Genomic DNA, 16,937 nt, shown 5'->3' on the forward strand with positions numbered 1-16,937 from the left:
CCTCCAGTCTGTTAATGACCGCCCATCAGTTTTTCGACTTCTTCAGGTTTATCGTGAACACCAAACCGGTCAACGATGGTGCGGGTGGCTTCATTCATCCCACGTATTTCAACCCCGGCGCCCTCTCTACGGAACTTAATGACCACCTTATCCAGGGCGCTGACGGACGTGATGTCCCAGAAATGGGCATGTGAAACGTCTATCACCACATTCTCAATCGCTTCACGGAAATCAAAGTGGCTCGTAAAGCGGTCTGCTGATGCAAAGAATACCTGGCCGGTGACGGTATACGTCCGGCTCGTCCCCTCCAGAACTGAGGTTACACGCATGAACCGGGATACTTTAGTGGCAAAATTGAGCGAAGCAATCAGTACACCGGTCAGCACACCGAAGGCCAGATTATGTGTTGCCACCACAACCGCGACGGTGGCAAGCATGACCACGCTGGTTGAAAGGGGGTGTGTCCGCAGGTTGGCAATGGAGCGCCAGGAGAATGTCCCGATGGAAACCATAATCATCACCGCGACCAGCGCTGCCATCGGAATTTGGGAGACCCAGTTGCGCAGGAACACAATCAGGCAAAGCAGCACCACGCCCGCCGTGAGGGTTGAAAGTCGTCCGCGTCCACCGGATTTTACGTTGATAACAGATTGCCCAATCATCGCGCAGCCTGCCATTCCTCCGATAAAGGATGTGCAGATGTTCGCGATGCCCTGAGCTTTGCACTCCCTGTTTTTGTCGCTTGGCGTGTCGGTCATGTCATCCACGATAGTGGCGGTCATCATCGACTCAAGCAGGCCAACCACCGCAAGCCCCGCAGAATATGGCAGGATGATGAGCAGCGTCTGAAGATTTAAAGGCACGTCCGGGAGCAGGAAGACCGGCAGACTGTCGGGAAGTTTCCCCATATCCCCGACGGTTCGCACATCCAGATGCAGCCACATGGCAATCCCAGTCAGCACCACGATGCACACAAGCGGTGAAGGAATGGTTTTGTTGATATAAGGGAAGAGATAGATGATCCCCAGCCCTGCCGCAGTCATGGCATAAACATGCCATGTCACATTGGTCAGCTCAGGCAACTGGGCCATAAAAATCAGTATTGCCAGTGCATTAACAAACCCCGTGACCACTGAGCGTGAAACAAAACGCATCAGCCCGCCAAGCTTCAGATATCCGGCTATCAGCTGGAATACCCCGGTCAGTATGGAGGCAGCCAGTAAATACTGTAAGCCATGATCTTTCACCAGCGTCACCATCAGGAGAGCCATTGCACCGGTGGAGGACGAAATCATCGCCGGACGTCCGCCAAAGAAGGCCATAACGAGAGGAATACAGAACGCCGAGTAGAGGCCCACCTGGGGATCAACACCGGCGATAATGGAAAAGGCGATCGCTTCTGGAATGAGTGCGAGCGCGACAACAATACCGGCCAGAACGTCACCACGGACGTTACCCAGCCAGTCCTTACGCGTCGAGGACAGCAACATAGTAATTTCTCAGTTTTTAGATACAGTCAGCCCTGGAGGGCTACATTTTTACGTACGGTAAAGCACATCCGCAGACGGGATGTTATTGAGTGCGTGCTGAGGCTTGCTCAGTACGACAGAGGAAGGAAAAACTCAGGGTGGCGTAATACGCATAGCGGTTGTCAGATTCTCCATAGCGGATGTGTATATATTGTCGGCTCTGTTGTCAGGAAGAACTTACAGAACACGTCGCGTTTGAACATGAAACACTTCAAAGCAGCCCAATACTACAAATAAAGCGAATACGGGGTCAACCCAACAAGGTACTCAAACGAAGAGGTTAAGATGCGATTTTTATCCAGGAATTCAATATTATCAAAGGACATTTGAACTTTGCCCCACCCCGGACATCTCTACTTAGCTTTGACATAAGTTATTGATTCATATGTGGTTATTTTTTAACATTTACGTTTCACGTACTGATAGATTGCCTTTGAAGCCAACGCTGACCGTCATTCATCTTGATCAGGAATTTGGGCATCTTCTAAAAACACCTTTGTACGGTAATCATCTTTCCAGCCTAACCAAACTGAATCTTCACCACCGGAAGAAACAACTTTACGGTTTCCTGTGAGATTATCAGCCTGTTCTAAGCATATTGACTGCATATCAATGAGCAAATCAGCTTCTGCGACTTCCGTGCCGCCGATCGTTTCATAGCCGGAAATCAGAACAATTGCCTCAGGGTCTCTTTCGTTCAGCATGGCGATCAACTCTTTCACTTTCATTTTAAGATACCAGTAGTTTATTTGTGTGCATTGCTGATGGATTTTATAGTGCTGCCGACCTTTTTCAAGGTGCTTCCGTTGCTTCCAACGATCATGCTAACGACCTTGTTGTCTGACCTGGTATTGCCGTGGTCATCCTTTTAGAGAAATGCTCCAAAGATCAACATGGCGGCATAGGTTTTCCAGCTTGACCAATCAATCGTGGAACCAAGCAACAGATAGAATGCCAGGGCTACCAGCCCCAGCTTTACTACTAGCGCGATTATTATGGTGAAGATAGACTCATCGCGTTCGCCTTTAAGTATTTTATACCGCGTAATTAAACTGTCGTTTTTCATGTAGCATCCGTTATAGTTATTAAAGTCCTGCATTAGAAGTTGTTATTTGCCGAAGTTACCTTGTATGAGTTAACTGTGGATCCAAAAATACAAAATATAAGCTGTGCCAATTGAAAGGATTAGAAAAGCACAGTTACTAATAAAATCTACTAATGCTTGTAGCTTCTTTATTCTCACAATTGCTGGACCGTGTTCAGTAGAGGTACTACTCAGCCCTTTTGTTCTGGCACTCTCTGCTTTTCTGAAAAAATTGTAATGCAATCCTGACCGCAAGCAAAACCATGCCAAACCAGTCGTTATTACGATATTTATGTAGAAAGCATATTGAATCATTTGTTCAGTTTCGAAGCTTTCCATTGAAAACCCTTTGTTGAAATGTTGAATAAAATTATTTTTAGTAAATGTAAGCAATAAATAGAACGAATATTAATAGTGAAAGATGCAATGCCAACATCTGCTTATGATGCCTTATGAGGATTTCTTCCTTCGCATTCATTAAATCGTACATCTCATCAATATTTTTATTGCTGGTATATTCGAGACGTTCATCACGAAGTAATTTGAACTTTACCAATACGACAAGTGATTTAATAATAAAGCTCGTAAGCATAACAGTTATAGACAAAAATAAAAAATAGGCCAAATTCATATATCACTCCATGGAGATTAATAGAAAAATTTATAATAAGTAATCTCATAGAGCATTACTTGAATCTTCTTCCCATACTAAGGACTCACCGAGAAACTTAGTTAAAGATGATTTGGCATACTGTGGTTCGGAAAAAAAACGTGGGAACCAGCCGTCAAAGCTTTGGGTACCATTGTGACGATTTTCAGGCGAGACTGATAAGCGGTACCCGTCTTCGTAAGGTGAAATGCTAAATGTGTATCCATCATCTGTCTTTGAGATCAGCGTTTTGCATGTCATATGACTGTTTGCTCACAAAGTTACTTTTCTAAGATATCGAAAAGTGTGGATTAGATCATCATTCAGATAGTCTTTTCATCACAAACTTTCCTGCCCACATTATCACAATTATAAAGGTAATAAAACCGATCTGCTCCCAACGTAAATTGGTTTGCTGTTCGGAATCATCCAAATGAATTGCATAAATGTAACATCCGAAGGTAAGCGTGAGTGGAACAACAAGCATCCCTACCTTTTTAGTAATATTTCCAATAAACCACCAATAAAGAACCCAGGAAATAATAGAAGAATAAAAAATTGCTTCTGAAACTATCATATGTAACCTCTTGAATTAGTCGATGCTGTGGGTAAATAAACCCGGACCGTCAAATGATGCAATTGCAAAATATTTAGTAACCATGAATCCTTCGGTTATCTATTTCAGCCATGTATGCAGTAGGCTTTTTTAAGAGATAGATTGGTGAAACGACATTCGTTTTGACTTTATAAGCCAGAATGAAAACACCTGCGGAGCTTGCCATAAGTACCGCAAGAAGAATAGATACCGTTAACTCCTTTGGTGTTTGTATCACCGAAAGAAGAAACAATGCGCTTATGGCTGCAAAAATCGGTAATGACTCCAACTTATTGATAGTGTTTTATGTTCAGATAATGCCCGATGACTTTGTCATGCAGCTCCACCGATTTTGAGAACGACAGCGACTTCCGTCCCAGCCGTGCCAGGTGCTGCCTCAGATTCAGGTTATGCCGCTCAATTCGCTGCGTATATCGCTTGCTGATTACGTGCAGCTTTCCCTTCAGGCGGGATTCATACAGCGGCCAGCCATCCGTCATCCATATCACCACGTCAAAGGGTGACAGCAGGCTCATAAGACGCCCCAGCGTCGCCATAGTGCGTTCACCGAATACGTGCGCAACAACCGTCTTCCGGAGCCTGTCATACGCGTAAAACAGCCAGCGCTGGCGCGATTTAGCCCCGACGTATCCCCACTGTTCGTCCATTTCCGCGCAGACGATGACGTCACTGCCCGGCTGTATGCGCGAGGTTACCGACTGCGGCCTGAGTTTTTTAAATGGCGGAAAATCGTGTTGAGGCCAACGCCCATAATGCGGGCGGTTGCCCGGCATCCAACGCCATTCATGGCCATATCAATGATTTTCTGGTGCGTACCGGGTTGAGAAGCGGTGTAAGTGAACTGCAGTTGCCATGTTTTACGGCAGTGAGAGCAGAGATAGCGCTGATGTCCGGCAGTGCTTTTGCCGTTACGCACCACCCCGTCAGTAGCTGAACAGGAGGGACAGCTGATAGAAACAGAAGCCACTGGAGCACCTCAAAAACACCATCATACACTAAATCAGTAAGTTGGCAGCATCACCGAAAATGTTACGCATTGCGTTGTCTGCATTTGCAGTCGGGGCTAAAATTGCAGCACAAACAGAAAGAGACAAAAGTAACTTTTTGAAGTTGAAAACGGCATTACTGCGCATAAGTGCCTCCAAAACTGCCGCCAGCATTGAGATAATTGACCGGATCGGCCGTAGGCATGTCATAGCCTTCGAGTTTTTGGTCCATTATTTTTTGAAGTAGGAATGGGTCTGATTCCATTTCGGATTTATTAACGGTAATAACGCCATCATCGCCGATGGTATATTGCCTTTTAATATCTAGAGTTGACTGGAACGAAGCGTCATCGATCAGATTCATGCCCTTCGCGGCAAGTATAATAGTGTTCTTTAATTCATCAGCGGAGATCATGCCTTCACTAATGCGCTGAGCTGATGTCCCATCCTTTGAAACCAGGAAAATTGTAGGTACCTCTCGAATTTTAAATTGATCAATAATTTGTGCGTTGGGGATGTTAAAATCCTGAAAAAGGCCATTATGCAATGGCCTTCCATCCATACTGATTGGAAGAATATCTACCGAATAATAGTTCTGCATAAATTGAAGTATTTGGCTTTCTTCGTGGCAAAACTGGCAAGTACTCTGGAAAAAGAAAAATAAACCTGACTTAGTAAAGATATCTTTCATTACCGTTTGCTGATTTTTTTCAACAACAGTGCGGTGAGCATCCAGTGCCACCTTTTCCACTGGTTGCCTGCGTTTTTCAGACATCATCGGGTTTTTAAGAAAATAATCTTTTGATTTGTCAGAAAAACGCGTACTGATATCCAGCATTAACCTTTGCGCCGTGTAATAACGTGATAGATTTTCTGCGGTAGGGTTATCCATTGCCTGCGTTAACAGTCGAGGCATATTCTCTTTTAGCCATTTTGAATTTAAATCTACCATTTCCTCTTTTGAAGGCGAGCTAGCAGCACCGGTTGGTGGCAAAACCTCTTCTTCTTCAGCTTCGCTTTTTTTAGCAGGATCGTCATACCAGAAGAAACCCTTCTTATAAGCCTGGCCAGATACAAAGGGCGTATCTTTTATTAGGGGTTGCTCAGGGCTGGCGTGGGCACCAGTAATTACCAAAGACATAAGCAAAACCATCTTTGAAGGCGCTAATGCAATACGAGTCATAGACCGTTCTCCTTTTCTGATGCGGTTATGATGGCATACAAAAAAAAGGTTAGAGCTCGTATAGCATGGTCGTTTTTATGTTGAAAAGGACGGAAAAGGAGTGCTGACTAAGAAGATAGTCTCGGTGATGGAAAGATCATCCATCTTGCACGTTGTCAAAAATCCGGTGTAACAAAAACATGGTTTTATCGAATATCTAAAAGCAAATATTGCTTTGAAAACAGGTGTATTTAGAGCTGAAAAAAATCATCACAAGTAATGCTGTTTCTATATTTCAAAAAAGGAATAGCTAAGGATCAAAGAAGCGAACTTAGACAAGAATATAAAATATATTAATTGAAAGCGATTAAGAAGTCGTCATGCATAGAAGGTTTTGAGAACCTAAGTAGTTTTACGTTTTCAACAGAAAAAAAGGTGCACATTTTTGGAACGAAGAAAAACTGAATAAAGAAAAATCAAATTATATCTTTACTTGTCAAGAGTTGATATTTAAGTTGTAACTAATATTTGATTGTAAAGCAAACAACAGAATTTGACTTAAGTCAATATTTAGATTCAGACAAGGCAAGTTTCGCGATATCTTTTTTAAATTTAATCTAATTCTTCTTGAGAATACCTCTCTATGGCTGAAGCAGTTGAAGATAATCTGCAACGTGGACAATGAGCATCATTTGTCACTGGCACAATGTATGGGCGTTTACATTTTTCGCAGGCACCTAGTTCTTCAATTTCTTTCATAGAAGTAAGGATTTCTATTATTTTATTAACTTCCGGTGCGCATACAAAGTATCCCAGATTATGAAGGACACTCATTATTCGGTTGAAGTCAATTTGCCGAAAACTCGCTTCCGGATTTATTGGATCAAAACCAAAATAGTTAACTGCGACATCAATAACAGCAGAAAAGGCTCGGCGGTTATCTGTGCGTTTGCTCCAGCCCCGGATACCTTTTTTGAGTTTTGTTTTTGCACCAGGCTCAAAATCGATATTTTCAGCAACATGATTACCGTACAAAATTCGTATTGTATTTTTATTTGCCCCAAGCGACATAGTTCTTGCTGCTCGCAATAGAGCATTAGCTTTTGTTTGATCGACCTTTGCCATATCAATAATCCTTTAACATAACTTTATTTGTTAAAGTGTTGAACACATCCTGACGGTGACTGGTGAACATAGTGTCATAACGTAATAGTTCCATCAAATCATCACTAACTTTTCCTAACCGGATGTCAGCAGACAATTCATAAGCCCAGGCAAAAACTTTCGTTTTAAGTGAAACACTCTCTTCAATATGCCCTTGTGAGAAAGCAATTGTACGTGGGAAAAGAACGACATCGTTAATTGTTTTTAACGATGAATAACCAATGTCTTTAATAGCATCAGCTGTAGTTGGTTTTAAACCAAAGAAAATACTTACAAACTCTGGTGCGAGCATTGAGATAAAGAACACCTGCATAAAGTAGTCATTCTGTATATCAACACATTTAGAACGCAACTCATGAATCTTCTTGGGATTATAGATATCCACTGTACCATTCAGAAAAGTCACTTTTTCACCGGCATCGTAAATACCATAGTCAATATCATTTGTATCATATTCACGAATTACATTGGAATCACCGTCCAAGACCGCAGAAAAAAACCTCTCCCATGTAATTTCCTTTCCGAGTGTACGCGGAACCAAAAAACTACCTGGACGTGTTTCCACTTCAAAAGCTAAATCAGCGGCTGTACTAAATCCTTTCCCAAATAGGCGACGCTGGAGAAGAGGAGTCCCAGTTTGATATGCAGAAGATCCATGCACAGGCAATAACATTAAAAATGCACGGTAACTACGAATAAGCGAAATCTCAGTGCGGAAAAGTTTACCGAGTAAGCTACGAGTTAAATTATCAGATTCTGACATGTGCTGATTGTCCTTGCGCCATTACAATTGTTCAAATCTTCAACATGGATTTTTTGTTAGGTGTTCGGTAGGGTGAAAAGTAACTTTTAGTATTTTCTTAAGGCTTGAATAAGCCTTAAATCTATCCCTTCAACCACACCGCTTACTTGTAACACTTTTTAACCAAACTAACCAGAATTTTATCAAAAATTCCTGCGCATGCTAACGAAATGTGAAGCGATTAAAAAAAAACCTAAATCCAGCCCCTCCCAACGTTGGATTAGAATAACGACGTCTTTCACTGACCGTCATAAACTGACATTTTTACTTTTCATCAACCTCATGCTTACATAGGATCACTAAACAAAGAAAAGTGACCCTATGAATGCCTCACATAGGGTCACTTATGTTTGAAAAGTGACCCTATGTAATGTCGTCATAGGGTCACTTTTTATAAAAGTGTCACTTCGGACAAAGTTCCATAGGGTCATTTTTTTTGGAAAAGTGGCACTAGATATATGTATAACTTTAATAGAGCAATGCACATTATCAAAAGCAATAATCCACAATGGTCATTCTGTCAAAAGTAACTTTAGGGGGTAGCGATGGAAGTGAGGCTAAACTCGCTGTTACTGTTTCTGAAGGCCCCTCCCGAATGGGGGAAACAGCGAGTGCATTACATCTGTTCAATTCCCTCATCAAAGAGCATTCAAAAATCTTCTGTTCGTGAAAAAAAACGGAAATTTCCTCCGGTATAGTAATTTCACATCAGGAGGCGTCATGAGTAATTCAAATCTTATAAGTTCTATAGAGCTAACACGTAAAAATTTACGTGCTCAGATTGAAGGTTTGCGTGTTGAGGCTGAAGATCTCATTACAAAATACTGGATCAAGTGGAAGGAACGAAACCACCAAGAGATTAACCTTACCCGACATAGCAAAGTTCCAAAGAGGGAGTACCTGGGTTCTTACGCACCAAAAGTTGAGCTAATTGGTAATGCCAGAAAAGTAACGATCACTTGGCATCAGTTCAGCCCTTATAAAACAAGAGCGCCTAGCCACATGTCAAAACGGGTGCAACCAATGAAAAGTGGAAAATATTCTAAGAACTGTTTTGTAAACCATGCCAGCTGGGAATACGAAATGATTTCTGAAACGGAAGCATTGCTGGAGCCTTACAGAGAAATGCTTGAGCTCTATCATTCAGCATATATCGAACTTGGACGAAAAATCCGTCAATACTCAAAAACTAAGGTGGCACAATGAACGACGCAATTATCACGGACAATGAGCGTATTAACATTGAACCAAAAGATGTAATGGTAAAAGGTTCAAATAAAAAGCAAGGCGTAAACGCTCAAACTTCTACTCAACGTAGACCAGAGCACCAGGGTATGGCCAAAGTTATTATTAACCCCGGCACCCCAGACTTTAACCGGTTTTTAACTGCCAGAAATGGAGCAGTCATCAGAGGTTTTGATGATGTGAGTATCGCTATTTCCTCTCTCTTTAAAACGGTTGATGCAGTTAAACATCCTGACCTTGTTCAGGCTATTCAGGATTGGTTCAACGAGCTGCATGAAGAAAACAATAAGATGAAAGAAAATCTTGTTGCTTATATTAAGTCAATTGAGTTCGACAAGAATGACTCATTCATGTCATCAACTCAGTTTGTACCTTTCAGTTTTGAACCAGTACAACTCAACTTCAATAACCACAACACCATGAGGTTTTACAAGTACATCTTCGAGATGAACCAGCTCATGAACACAATGTATGAGTACAACTCATTGGGTTTACTGGCTGTAAGCGACTATCCGGTTATGTCTCACAACATTATAAAGAGTATTAATTTATATGTTGAGAATGTGAAAAAGACTCTGAATGTTTCTCGCCGTAAGGATGGGCCATACAGTCCAGCAGAGTTCATCACCAAAGTAATGCAATATAAAAGTGTGCAGGCATACATTGCAGCCGAACTGTCAGGCAAACGTCGATAAGGTATGATGATGAATTTCAGGGCGCTGTATTTATGTATTAAACGGATTTTGGGGATATTCTCATCTCAGGAGAATGATGCAACCTCTGTAATGATTGAGGATATATCAAGCCTCTCTCCTTTTGCGCAGATTCTAGGAGATCAGAAGTACACTGTTCCTGATCATCCAAATCCAGAAGTCCTGAAATTCATCGAGTATCCAACTCGTCCGACGGGCATACAGACATTTAATGAACAGTCAATCCTGTCTCTGTATCGGGAAAAGCTGCACTCAATTTCAATGATGTTAGCTATCAGCGATAGCGACATCAGGGACGATGCATATACATTTACTAATTTAGTTTTAAAGCCCTTGGTTGAATATGTTCGCTGGATACATCTTTTGCCAGCTTCCGAAAATCATCATCATAATGGTATTGGTGGGTTACTTTCTCACAGCCTGGAAGTGGCCATACTCTCTTTAAAAAATGCGCATCACTCAGAACTGAGACCAATCGGATATCAAGATGAAGAAGTAGTCCGTAGAAAAGTATATCTCTATGCTGCGTTTATCTGTGGTTTAGTCCATGATGCCGGAAAGGTTTACGATCTCGACATTGTAAGCCTGAATTTAGCTAGTCCGATCATTTGGACGCCAAGCTCACAAAGTCTTCTTGACTGGGCACGTGAAAATGACGTGGTTGAATACGAAATCCACTGGCGAAAGCGTATTCATAATCAACATAATATCTGGTCCAGCGTTTTCCTTGAGCGAATCCTAAACCCGGTATGTCTTGCATTTTTGGATCGGGTAAATAAAGAACGTGTTTATTCAAAAATGATCACCGCCCTAAACGTTTATACTGATGGGAATGACTTTTTGTCTAAATGCGTGAGGACCGCTGATTTCTATTCTACTGGTACAGACCTTAATGTTTTACGTGACCCTATCATGGGTCTGCGTTCTAATGATGCAGCAGCAAGGGCCATTAGTACCATCAAGCACAACTTTACCAGTATCAATATCAACAATTACAATGCTAAGCCTATGCACATCATTATCGTAAATGGTGAGGTATACCTTAACGAGAACGCATTCCTTGATTTTGTTCTCAATGATTTCGAATTACATAAATATAACTTCCCTCAGGGAGAGGCTGGTAAGACCGTATTGGTAGAATCCCTAGTTCAACGTGGTTACGTCGAGCCCTATGATGATGAGCGTGTCGTTCACTACTTCATTCCGGGTATCTATTCGGAAAACGAAATATCAAACATCTTTAGAAATGGGATAGGGAAACTAGAATTCTATAACCTTCTTAAGCTAAGGTGGATTGGTTTAATCTTTGATTCTTATAAAATCCCTGACTCAGTGCCGGGTCTTTTTAGCGTTAATGCCAATAAAGACTTTATTTACATTGACGAGCAAAAAACAGTTACTGAATACAGAAGACCAGTGCCCGGTCGGGACGTTATAACTAAAATTACTGATACTGTTGAGACGGCTGTTCTTAAGGTTAATGATTTAGGCCGCTCCTCTGCCTCTATTGATGTTGATATACATTCTAAGAAAAATGAAGGCTCATCCGACGATTTTGAGAAGAAAGCCGAAAGTGATAATGAAATTGATAATGACACGCAGATAGTTAAATCTGAGGGTGAGGAAGCAGCTGATCCTGTCATTCCTGATATAGAAGAAAGTGAAGATGAATCGGCAAAGGACACGGAATCCCATGTCCTGGTCAACCAACTTCATGAACTCCTTTTAAGCGCTCCACTTTCCAATGACTATATAGTGTGTGTTGATGCTGTCCCCTACCTCAACATAGATACCACTATGGCATTGCTGCCGGGATTAGATGAAAAAGCATTCAGTGAAGAGCCCTATTTCCAACTGACATTCAGAGAAGGCTCTCTCGATGGAATGTGGATAGTAAGGGACATTGACGATCTGCGTTTAGTCCAGCTCGGCGATAACTGCGCCGGGTTCCAGCTCACCTATCATGAGCCAAGAAGGCCAACAACTTTAAAGTCACTTTTCAATACTTCTATGTATCAGGCATTAGTGATTAATGATGAGTCTTCTGTTGAAAACTCTGCCCCACGTCCAAAGCAAACGCTTGAGCTGCCTCCCCCACGTGTAAATGCAGTCGAAGAACATTCTGGCGACGTGGAATATCATGGAACCGATAGTGCATCCGCGACTGGTCCGCTGAAAACTGAGGCTGTGGAATATGAACATTATCAACATCTTTTTGAGAAAGAAGATGAAGAGCATGAGATCATTGATTATACCGATTTCTCACAGCTTAGTGTTTCTCGGCCAGAAGTCGGTAGTTGTGCAACAAGCTCTTCGGTCCATAATGAAAAGCTTCTCTCCGAGCCGTCAGAATTACCAGAACTTAACCGAGAACAGAACGCTGATCCCCAGGGTACGAATGAACGCTCTATGGATGTTTCTGTAGGACAAGAAAACTCAGAACCAGATACTGAGGGTAACTGCCCACCACCAGCTGAAGTTGTGTATTCCCAGACCGAAGCAGCCGCAACCAGTGTGATGGCAAGTGAAGAGCCCGCCTTACCTCCTGTACTTGAAGAATCAAATGGAGAGCATGCGCCCACAGACGCTAAGGGGCATCATCTTTCGCCAGCACTGGCCAGACTGTTCGCCCCAACAGCACCGGTAGAAAAACAAAATCCCAAGCGCAACCGGAATAAATCATCGGACAAAGCAGAAGTACAAAAACCAGCATCACCTGTTTCTGGTCACAATCTGAACAGTAAAGTCTTTGCATCTACTGAATCAGACCAAAATGGTGAATTCTCGCTTATAAGCGAAGGTGACGTTACAGAGCTTGAATTTGTAGAAATTGCGTTAGTACTGCATCAAATTCTGTCCAAAATGGAGGTGGCGTTTAAAAGAAAGCGCAAAAACAGATTTATGGTAAGTACTCCTAATACTCTCTATCTGACCCAATCTTGCGTGGAAAAATTTGGGTCGCAGTTAGAGGCTCAAGATCTTTTCAATAAGCTTCCTCAGTACCTCGTTAATTCTGGTGCTGTGATCAATACAAAATGCCATGCATTTAACATGCCTACTTTGCTGGCCGCATCAGACCGGGCGAAAGTGGACATTGAACGAATTATCAATAACCTGAAAGAGGCTGGGAACCTATAATGTCAGATTCGAAGAGGACTAACCTCCATGCACAAGAGAATTTTTATCGGCCTATTCTTGAGTATCGTAGTGCCTCAATACTTTTGATTTGTTCGGTTTCTATGCTTTATATGGGACTTTCTTCAGACGGACTGGACATCGCCCCAATAGTTCTGTTCACCTCAATATTGCTTTTTTTGCTGTGCCTTTATCGTTGCAAAACAGCAGCGCCATTTTTGATGGCTCATTGGCGTGTATTCAAGCGACATTTCATGTTCGTTAGTCTTGATTCACTGCGTGTAATTAACAAAAGTAACTTTTTCTCCAATGAGCGAAAGTATCGTCAACTGGTTCAGGATTATCAAAATAAAAATAAGGATATACCCGAGCGAAAGTCCTATTTTTGTGATGGGTTTGAGTGGGGTCCGGAACATGCGGATCGGGCATATCAAATAGCTAACCTCTCCAGTGATAAACGTGAGATCGAGTTGCCATTCGTCTTCAACCCAATTAAGAGACATTTTGACGCAATGGCTCGTAAGATGGGCGGCAGCAATGCAATTTTTGCTGTGGAACGTAGGGAACCCATATTTGTAACTGAAGACAATTGGTTTGGTCATACTCTGATAACCGGAAACGTGGGTACCGGGAAAACGGTGCTACAGCGTTTACTAAGCATTAGCATGCTTCATCTTGGTCATGTTGTTGTTGTCATAGATCCAAAGAACGATGCAGAGTGGCGAGAATCTCTAATGGAAGAGGCTAAGACCCTCGGTCTTCCTTTCTATAAATTTCATCCTGGCCAGCCAGCATCTTCGGTCTGTATTGATGTCTGCAACACCTATACTAATGTTTCTGACCTAACATCTCGTCTTTTGAGCTTGGTGACAGTTCCCGGTGAGGTTAACCCATTCGTTCAGTATGCCAAGGCTCTCGTTTCCAATGTGATTTCCGGGCTTTCTTACATAGAGAAAAAGCCTTCTATTTATCTGATTCACAAGAACATGAAAAGCCACATGTCTATTGTGAATCTTACAGTCAAGGTAATGGAGTCATGTTACGCGAGATATTATGGTTACGATGTCTGGACCGAAAAAGTTAAGTACGTCGCTAACGATACCTTGCCGGTACGTTTCAAGCGTCTCGCTGAATGGTTTACGGCTCATTTCATGAATTACGAGGGGTCCGAACAAATAGACTGGTTAGATACTGTTTCCCAGCTTATTGATTACTCAATGTCCGACCCAGAGCATATGGCTAAAATGACCGCAGGTATTATGCCTGTTTTCGATATGCTCATTGAAAAACCTTTAAATGAGCTTTTATCTCCTAACCCGAACTCAGTATCATCAAGAGAAATTGTAACAAGCGAAGGGATGTTCAGCACTGGCGGGGTGCTATACATTTCGCTTGATGGCCTTTCAAACCCCGATACAGCAGCTGCTATTTCTCAATTAATAATGTCAGATCTGACCTCCTGTGCCGGTAGTCGCTACAACGCTCAAGATGGTGATATGTCAGCTAATTCCAGGATAAGTATTTTTGTTGATGAGGCACACTCAGCCATTAACAACCCTATGATTAACCTTCTGGCGCAGGGTCGTGCAGCGAAAATTGCACTGTTTATTTGCACCCAAACCATCTCCGACTTTATTGCTGCGGCAAGTGTTGAAACTGCCAATCGAATTACGGGGCTCTGCAACAATTATATAAGCTTGCGAGTCAACGATACTCCTACTCAGACGCTTGTTGTAGAGAACTTTGGTAAGAGTGCGATAAGCACAAATATGGTCACTTATACGACCGGTTCAGAAACATCTTTGCCGCATAATAACTTCTCAGGTTCAATCTCAGAAAGAAAGCAGACAACTTTAGAAGAGAGTATTCCAAAGGATCTCTTGGGTCAGGTCCCTATGTTTCACATAGTTGCCAGGCTTCAAGATGGCAGGAAGGTTGTAGGCCAAATCCCTATTGCTGTTGCTGAGAAACAAATGAAGCCAAACACAACTCTGTCGGAAATGCTTTTCAAGAAGGCCGGAAAAGTTACTTTGCGTCAAAATCTCGATATCAAAAATCTTAATAAATTTCTAAGGAAGTTGCATTGATGGATGAAAAAATTGTCCTGACGCGCCAGCAAATTTTAAGCTCTGCACTAAAAGTCAGCAAATGTCGCTCGCTCGTAAAAAGGCGCTTTCAGTCTTTGGGTTTAAAGTACGCAGATTCTCAGGAAGTTCGAGATCGGCTAACTATGATAGAAAAAAACGCGTTTCATCATTTGGGAAAATTTTGTCAGAGCAACGATATCGATTCCCTATTCTCCATGGCAAATACCCTGTCTGAGCTTTTCCTTTTAAAGGGAGAGTTGATCACGACTGATCCCTTTGGGGACCGTGAAACCAGCTACTGGTCGGTACCACAAGGATCATGCCATGAATGGATTCAATCACTGACCACCAGCGAAGGTCCTGAACGTAAATTCGTTAGTTTCCGTATTTCTTTCGATAACAATGACGTACGGTGTGATCTTGTAAAAAAGAATGCCCGTATGCTTGGTTGTTATCTTTTGCCTTATTTCGTCGATTTAACACGCACGGTGGGCGCATTCATTAATTTGCCAGGTAGTGTCTCTTTTAAACAAGTACAGCGCATCAAACCCCAGATTCATCCAGAAACAACACATAGTCATATAGTTACTATTGAGGACTCTCCCTTTCTTTCTCGGTTAAAATTTAAAATCATTACTGCCATAGATCAGCTTCCTGACCCTAATGGCCTTTATACAAACACCTTTAACAGCATTATTGACCGTGCACTGCTGACTCATCTCAAAACCGAACAGGAAAAAATAGATAGTCCAAGAGTCTGCAAAAATGTGATTTCGGCTTTTGCCGACTCAACTCTTTCTCTGCCGGTGTTTAACATCGGCCTAAACGAGCAGTACAGATACTGGACGCCGTGGGGCATCAACTTTATAGAATTTTCCCGCCAGGCCGCAAAAGCAAGGACCGCTGTATTTGTTCCTGATGTGGGACAGATCGAGTGGAAAAGCGCAGAGCATAAAGAACTGGCGGAGTTAAGCCTCATCGACCAAATCATACCTAAACAGTACCACTGGCTCCTGGGTATCCCGACGATGTGGCGTAACAACTATTGCAATCACGATCAGAGGCTAGCTCTTTTTCGTGAATGGAGGGAAAGCAATGGCTGCGGATAATACAAGCAGGGCAGCAGTGCTCAGAACAATGCTTTTTTTTGGCATGGTCATTTATTTTGGTTACAGCTTGGCTTTCCAGAATACTGAGGAGCTCAAATATCAGATTACTCAGGAGGTTAATGCAAGCCGGTCCATCATATCAAATGACCGTTGGAAGTCTGTCATTGCAAATAGTGAAGCGACTTTAAATTGGTTGGTACATGACTATAAGTTAATTGACTATCTGAATACTATTCTGATCCCTGACACCAAAAAACCAGCCAGAGGTATTAACATTGTTGCTGAAAAATTTACCTCTATTAATTACACTATGGCCAAAAACATACCCCTCTTACTTTATCAGTCCATTTTCCGGTGGAACTTAATCCTGGGGTGGCTAATCGTTTTTCTGCCCTATCTATTTGCCATGCTAGCAGATGGAATGTACCAGTGGAAATTGAAGAGGTACGTATTTGGTAAGGTTACAGTTCAGTTTTATCGTATTTGGTTTCGAGCATTTTGGGTGATCAGTGCTTTAACGATGGTCTACCTGGTCATGCCAAATATGTCACTATTTAACAATATCGCTCAACTTTTCCCACCAGTCGCTTTATTGATACTGGGAATTGCATTGAATCGCTTGTGGTCTAACTTTCAAAAACTCATGTAAAGGTGGT

14 protein-coding genes are annotated in these 16,937 nt (G+C 42.3%); 6 read left to right on the forward strand and 8 right to left on the reverse strand.

Features of this window, described 5'->3' with window-relative positions; all coding sequences use genetic code 11:
- Positions 1-11 precede the first annotated feature (11 nt).
- From ACOTZP_RS19760 to ACOTZP_RS19795, 8 genes are all read right to left on the reverse strand, one after another.
- The gene (locus ACOTZP_RS19760; protein WP_000927306.1) at positions 12-1,490 is read right to left on the reverse strand and encodes a SulP family inorganic anion transporter; all 1,479 of its coding nucleotides are present in this window, start codon (positions 1,488-1,490) and stop codon (positions 12-14) included.
- Between the two features lie 491 nt (positions 1,491-1,981).
- Entirely contained in the window at positions 1,982-2,257 is a 276-nt protein-coding gene (locus ACOTZP_RS19765) for a hypothetical protein (RefSeq protein ID WP_000864986.1), read from the reverse strand.
- A 140-nt stretch (positions 2,258-2,397) separates the two neighbouring features.
- A complete protein-coding gene (locus ACOTZP_RS19770; RefSeq protein WP_001371914.1) occupies positions 2,398-2,595 on the reverse strand; it encodes a hypothetical protein in 198 nt (65 codons plus the stop codon).
- Between the two features lie 986 nt (positions 2,596-3,581).
- Positions 3,582-3,839: a hypothetical protein gene (locus tag ACOTZP_RS19775; RefSeq protein WP_000637193.1), complete on the reverse strand. Its 258-nt coding sequence runs from the start codon at positions 3,837-3,839 to the stop codon at positions 3,582-3,584.
- 308 nt (positions 3,840-4,147) lie between these two features.
- A protein-coding gene (locus ACOTZP_RS19780) for an IS1-like element IS1B family transposase (RefSeq protein ID WP_095033700.1) occupies positions 4,148-4,845 on the reverse strand; the annotation gives its coding sequence in 2 pieces (ribosomal slippage) (positions 4,148-4,596 and positions 4,596-4,845; 699 coding nt in all).
- A gap of 155 nt (positions 4,846-5,000) precedes the next feature.
- Complete coding sequence (locus ACOTZP_RS19785; protein WP_000196727.1) at positions 5,001-6,047, reverse strand: thioredoxin family protein; 1,047 nt, start codon at positions 6,045-6,047, stop codon at positions 5,001-5,003.
- Positions 6,048-6,638: 591 nt separating this feature from the next.
- Positions 6,639-7,151 carry a hypothetical protein gene (locus ACOTZP_RS19790; RefSeq protein ID WP_001140952.1) on the reverse strand — a complete coding sequence of 171 codons (513 nt, stop codon included), beginning with the start codon at positions 7,149-7,151 and terminating at the stop codon, positions 6,639-6,641.
- A gap of 1 nt (position 7,152) precedes the next feature.
- Positions 7,153-7,953, reverse strand: coding sequence for a hypothetical protein (locus ACOTZP_RS19795; RefSeq protein WP_000004208.1), 801 nt, complete (start codon positions 7,951-7,953; stop codon positions 7,153-7,155).
- Positions 7,954-8,712: 759 nt separating this feature from the next.
- Here ACOTZP_RS19795 and mobI point away from each other — a divergent pair.
- Genes mobI through ACOTZP_RS19825 form a run of 6 tightly spaced genes read left to right on the forward strand, consistent with a single transcriptional unit; the run spans position 8,713 to position 16,930 of the window.
- A complete protein-coding gene (mobI, locus tag ACOTZP_RS19800) occupies positions 8,713-9,198 on the forward strand; it encodes a conjugative transfer protein MobI(A/C) (RefSeq protein ID WP_000071885.1) in 486 nt (161 codons plus the stop codon).
- On the forward strand, positions 9,195-9,932 hold the full coding sequence (locus ACOTZP_RS19805) for a hypothetical protein (protein WP_000995978.1): 738 nt from the start codon (positions 9,195-9,197) through the stop codon (positions 9,930-9,932). The genes mobI and ACOTZP_RS19805 overlap by 4 nt, the downstream gene beginning before the upstream one ends.
- Before the next feature lie 9 nt (positions 9,933-9,941).
- Positions 9,942-13,088: a MobH family relaxase gene (gene mobH / locus ACOTZP_RS19810; RefSeq protein ID WP_001011152.1), complete on the forward strand. Its 3,147-nt coding sequence runs from the start codon at positions 9,942-9,944 to the stop codon at positions 13,086-13,088.
- Positions 13,088-15,172 (forward strand): conjugative transfer system coupling protein TraD, encoded by a 2,085-nt coding sequence (traD, locus tag ACOTZP_RS19815; protein WP_001284073.1) that lies wholly within the window; start codon positions 13,088-13,090, stop codon positions 15,170-15,172. Before mobH ends, traD begins: the two co-directional genes overlap by 1 nt.
- A complete protein-coding gene (locus tag ACOTZP_RS19820) occupies positions 15,172-16,281 on the forward strand; it encodes a hypothetical protein (protein WP_000343600.1) in 1,110 nt (369 codons plus the stop codon). The genes traD and ACOTZP_RS19820 overlap by 1 nt, the downstream gene beginning before the upstream one ends.
- On the forward strand, positions 16,268-16,930 hold the full coding sequence (locus ACOTZP_RS19825) for a DUF4400 domain-containing protein (RefSeq protein WP_000718549.1): 663 nt from the start codon (positions 16,268-16,270) through the stop codon (positions 16,928-16,930). The genes ACOTZP_RS19820 and ACOTZP_RS19825 overlap by 14 nt, the downstream gene beginning before the upstream one ends.
- Positions 16,931-16,937 lie beyond the last annotated feature (7 nt).

This window comes from Enterobacter cloacae complex sp. SYL001, from assembly GCF_049237025.1.
GTDB classification, from domain to species: Bacteria; Pseudomonadota; Gammaproteobacteria; order Enterobacterales; family Enterobacteriaceae; genus Enterobacter; species Enterobacter intestinihominis.

What these genes read in the sequence shown, in the direction of transcription:
- ACOTZP_RS19760 (WP_000927306.1), bottom strand. Translation starts at nt 1,490, where the DNA reads ATGTTGCTGTCCTCGACGCGTAAGGACTGGCTGGGTAACGTCCGTGGT.
- ACOTZP_RS19765 (WP_000864986.1), bottom strand. Translation starts at nt 2,257, where the DNA reads ATGAAAGTGAAAGAGTTGATCGCCATGCTGAACGAAAGAGACCCTGAG.
- ACOTZP_RS19770 (WP_001371914.1), bottom strand. Translation starts at nt 2,595, where the DNA reads ATGAAAAACGACAGTTTAATTACGCGGTATAAAATACTTAAAGGCGAA.
- ACOTZP_RS19775 (WP_000637193.1), bottom strand. Translation starts at nt 3,839, where the DNA reads ATGATAGTTTCAGAAGCAATTTTTTATTCTTCTATTATTTCCTGGGTT.
- ACOTZP_RS19785 (WP_000196727.1), bottom strand. Translation starts at nt 6,047, where the DNA reads ATGACTCGTATTGCATTAGCGCCTTCAAAGATGGTTTTGCTTATGTCT.
- ACOTZP_RS19790 (WP_001140952.1), bottom strand. Translation starts at nt 7,151, where the DNA reads ATGGCAAAGGTCGATCAAACAAAAGCTAATGCTCTATTGCGAGCAGCA.
- ACOTZP_RS19795 (WP_000004208.1), bottom strand. Translation starts at nt 7,953, where the DNA reads ATGTCAGAATCTGATAATTTAACTCGTAGCTTACTCGGTAAACTTTTC.
- mobI (WP_000071885.1), top strand. Translation starts at nt 8,713, where the DNA reads ATGAGTAATTCAAATCTTATAAGTTCTATAGAGCTAACACGTAAAAAT.
- ACOTZP_RS19805 (WP_000995978.1), top strand. Translation starts at nt 9,195, where the DNA reads ATGAACGACGCAATTATCACGGACAATGAGCGTATTAACATTGAACCA.
- mobH (WP_001011152.1), top strand. Translation starts at nt 9,942, where the DNA reads ATGAATTTCAGGGCGCTGTATTTATGTATTAAACGGATTTTGGGGATA.
- traD (WP_001284073.1), top strand. Translation starts at nt 13,088, where the DNA reads ATGTCAGATTCGAAGAGGACTAACCTCCATGCACAAGAGAATTTTTAT.
- ACOTZP_RS19820 (WP_000343600.1), top strand. Translation starts at nt 15,172, where the DNA reads ATGGATGAAAAAATTGTCCTGACGCGCCAGCAAATTTTAAGCTCTGCA.
- ACOTZP_RS19825 (WP_000718549.1), top strand. Translation starts at nt 16,268, where the DNA reads ATGGCTGCGGATAATACAAGCAGGGCAGCAGTGCTCAGAACAATGCTT.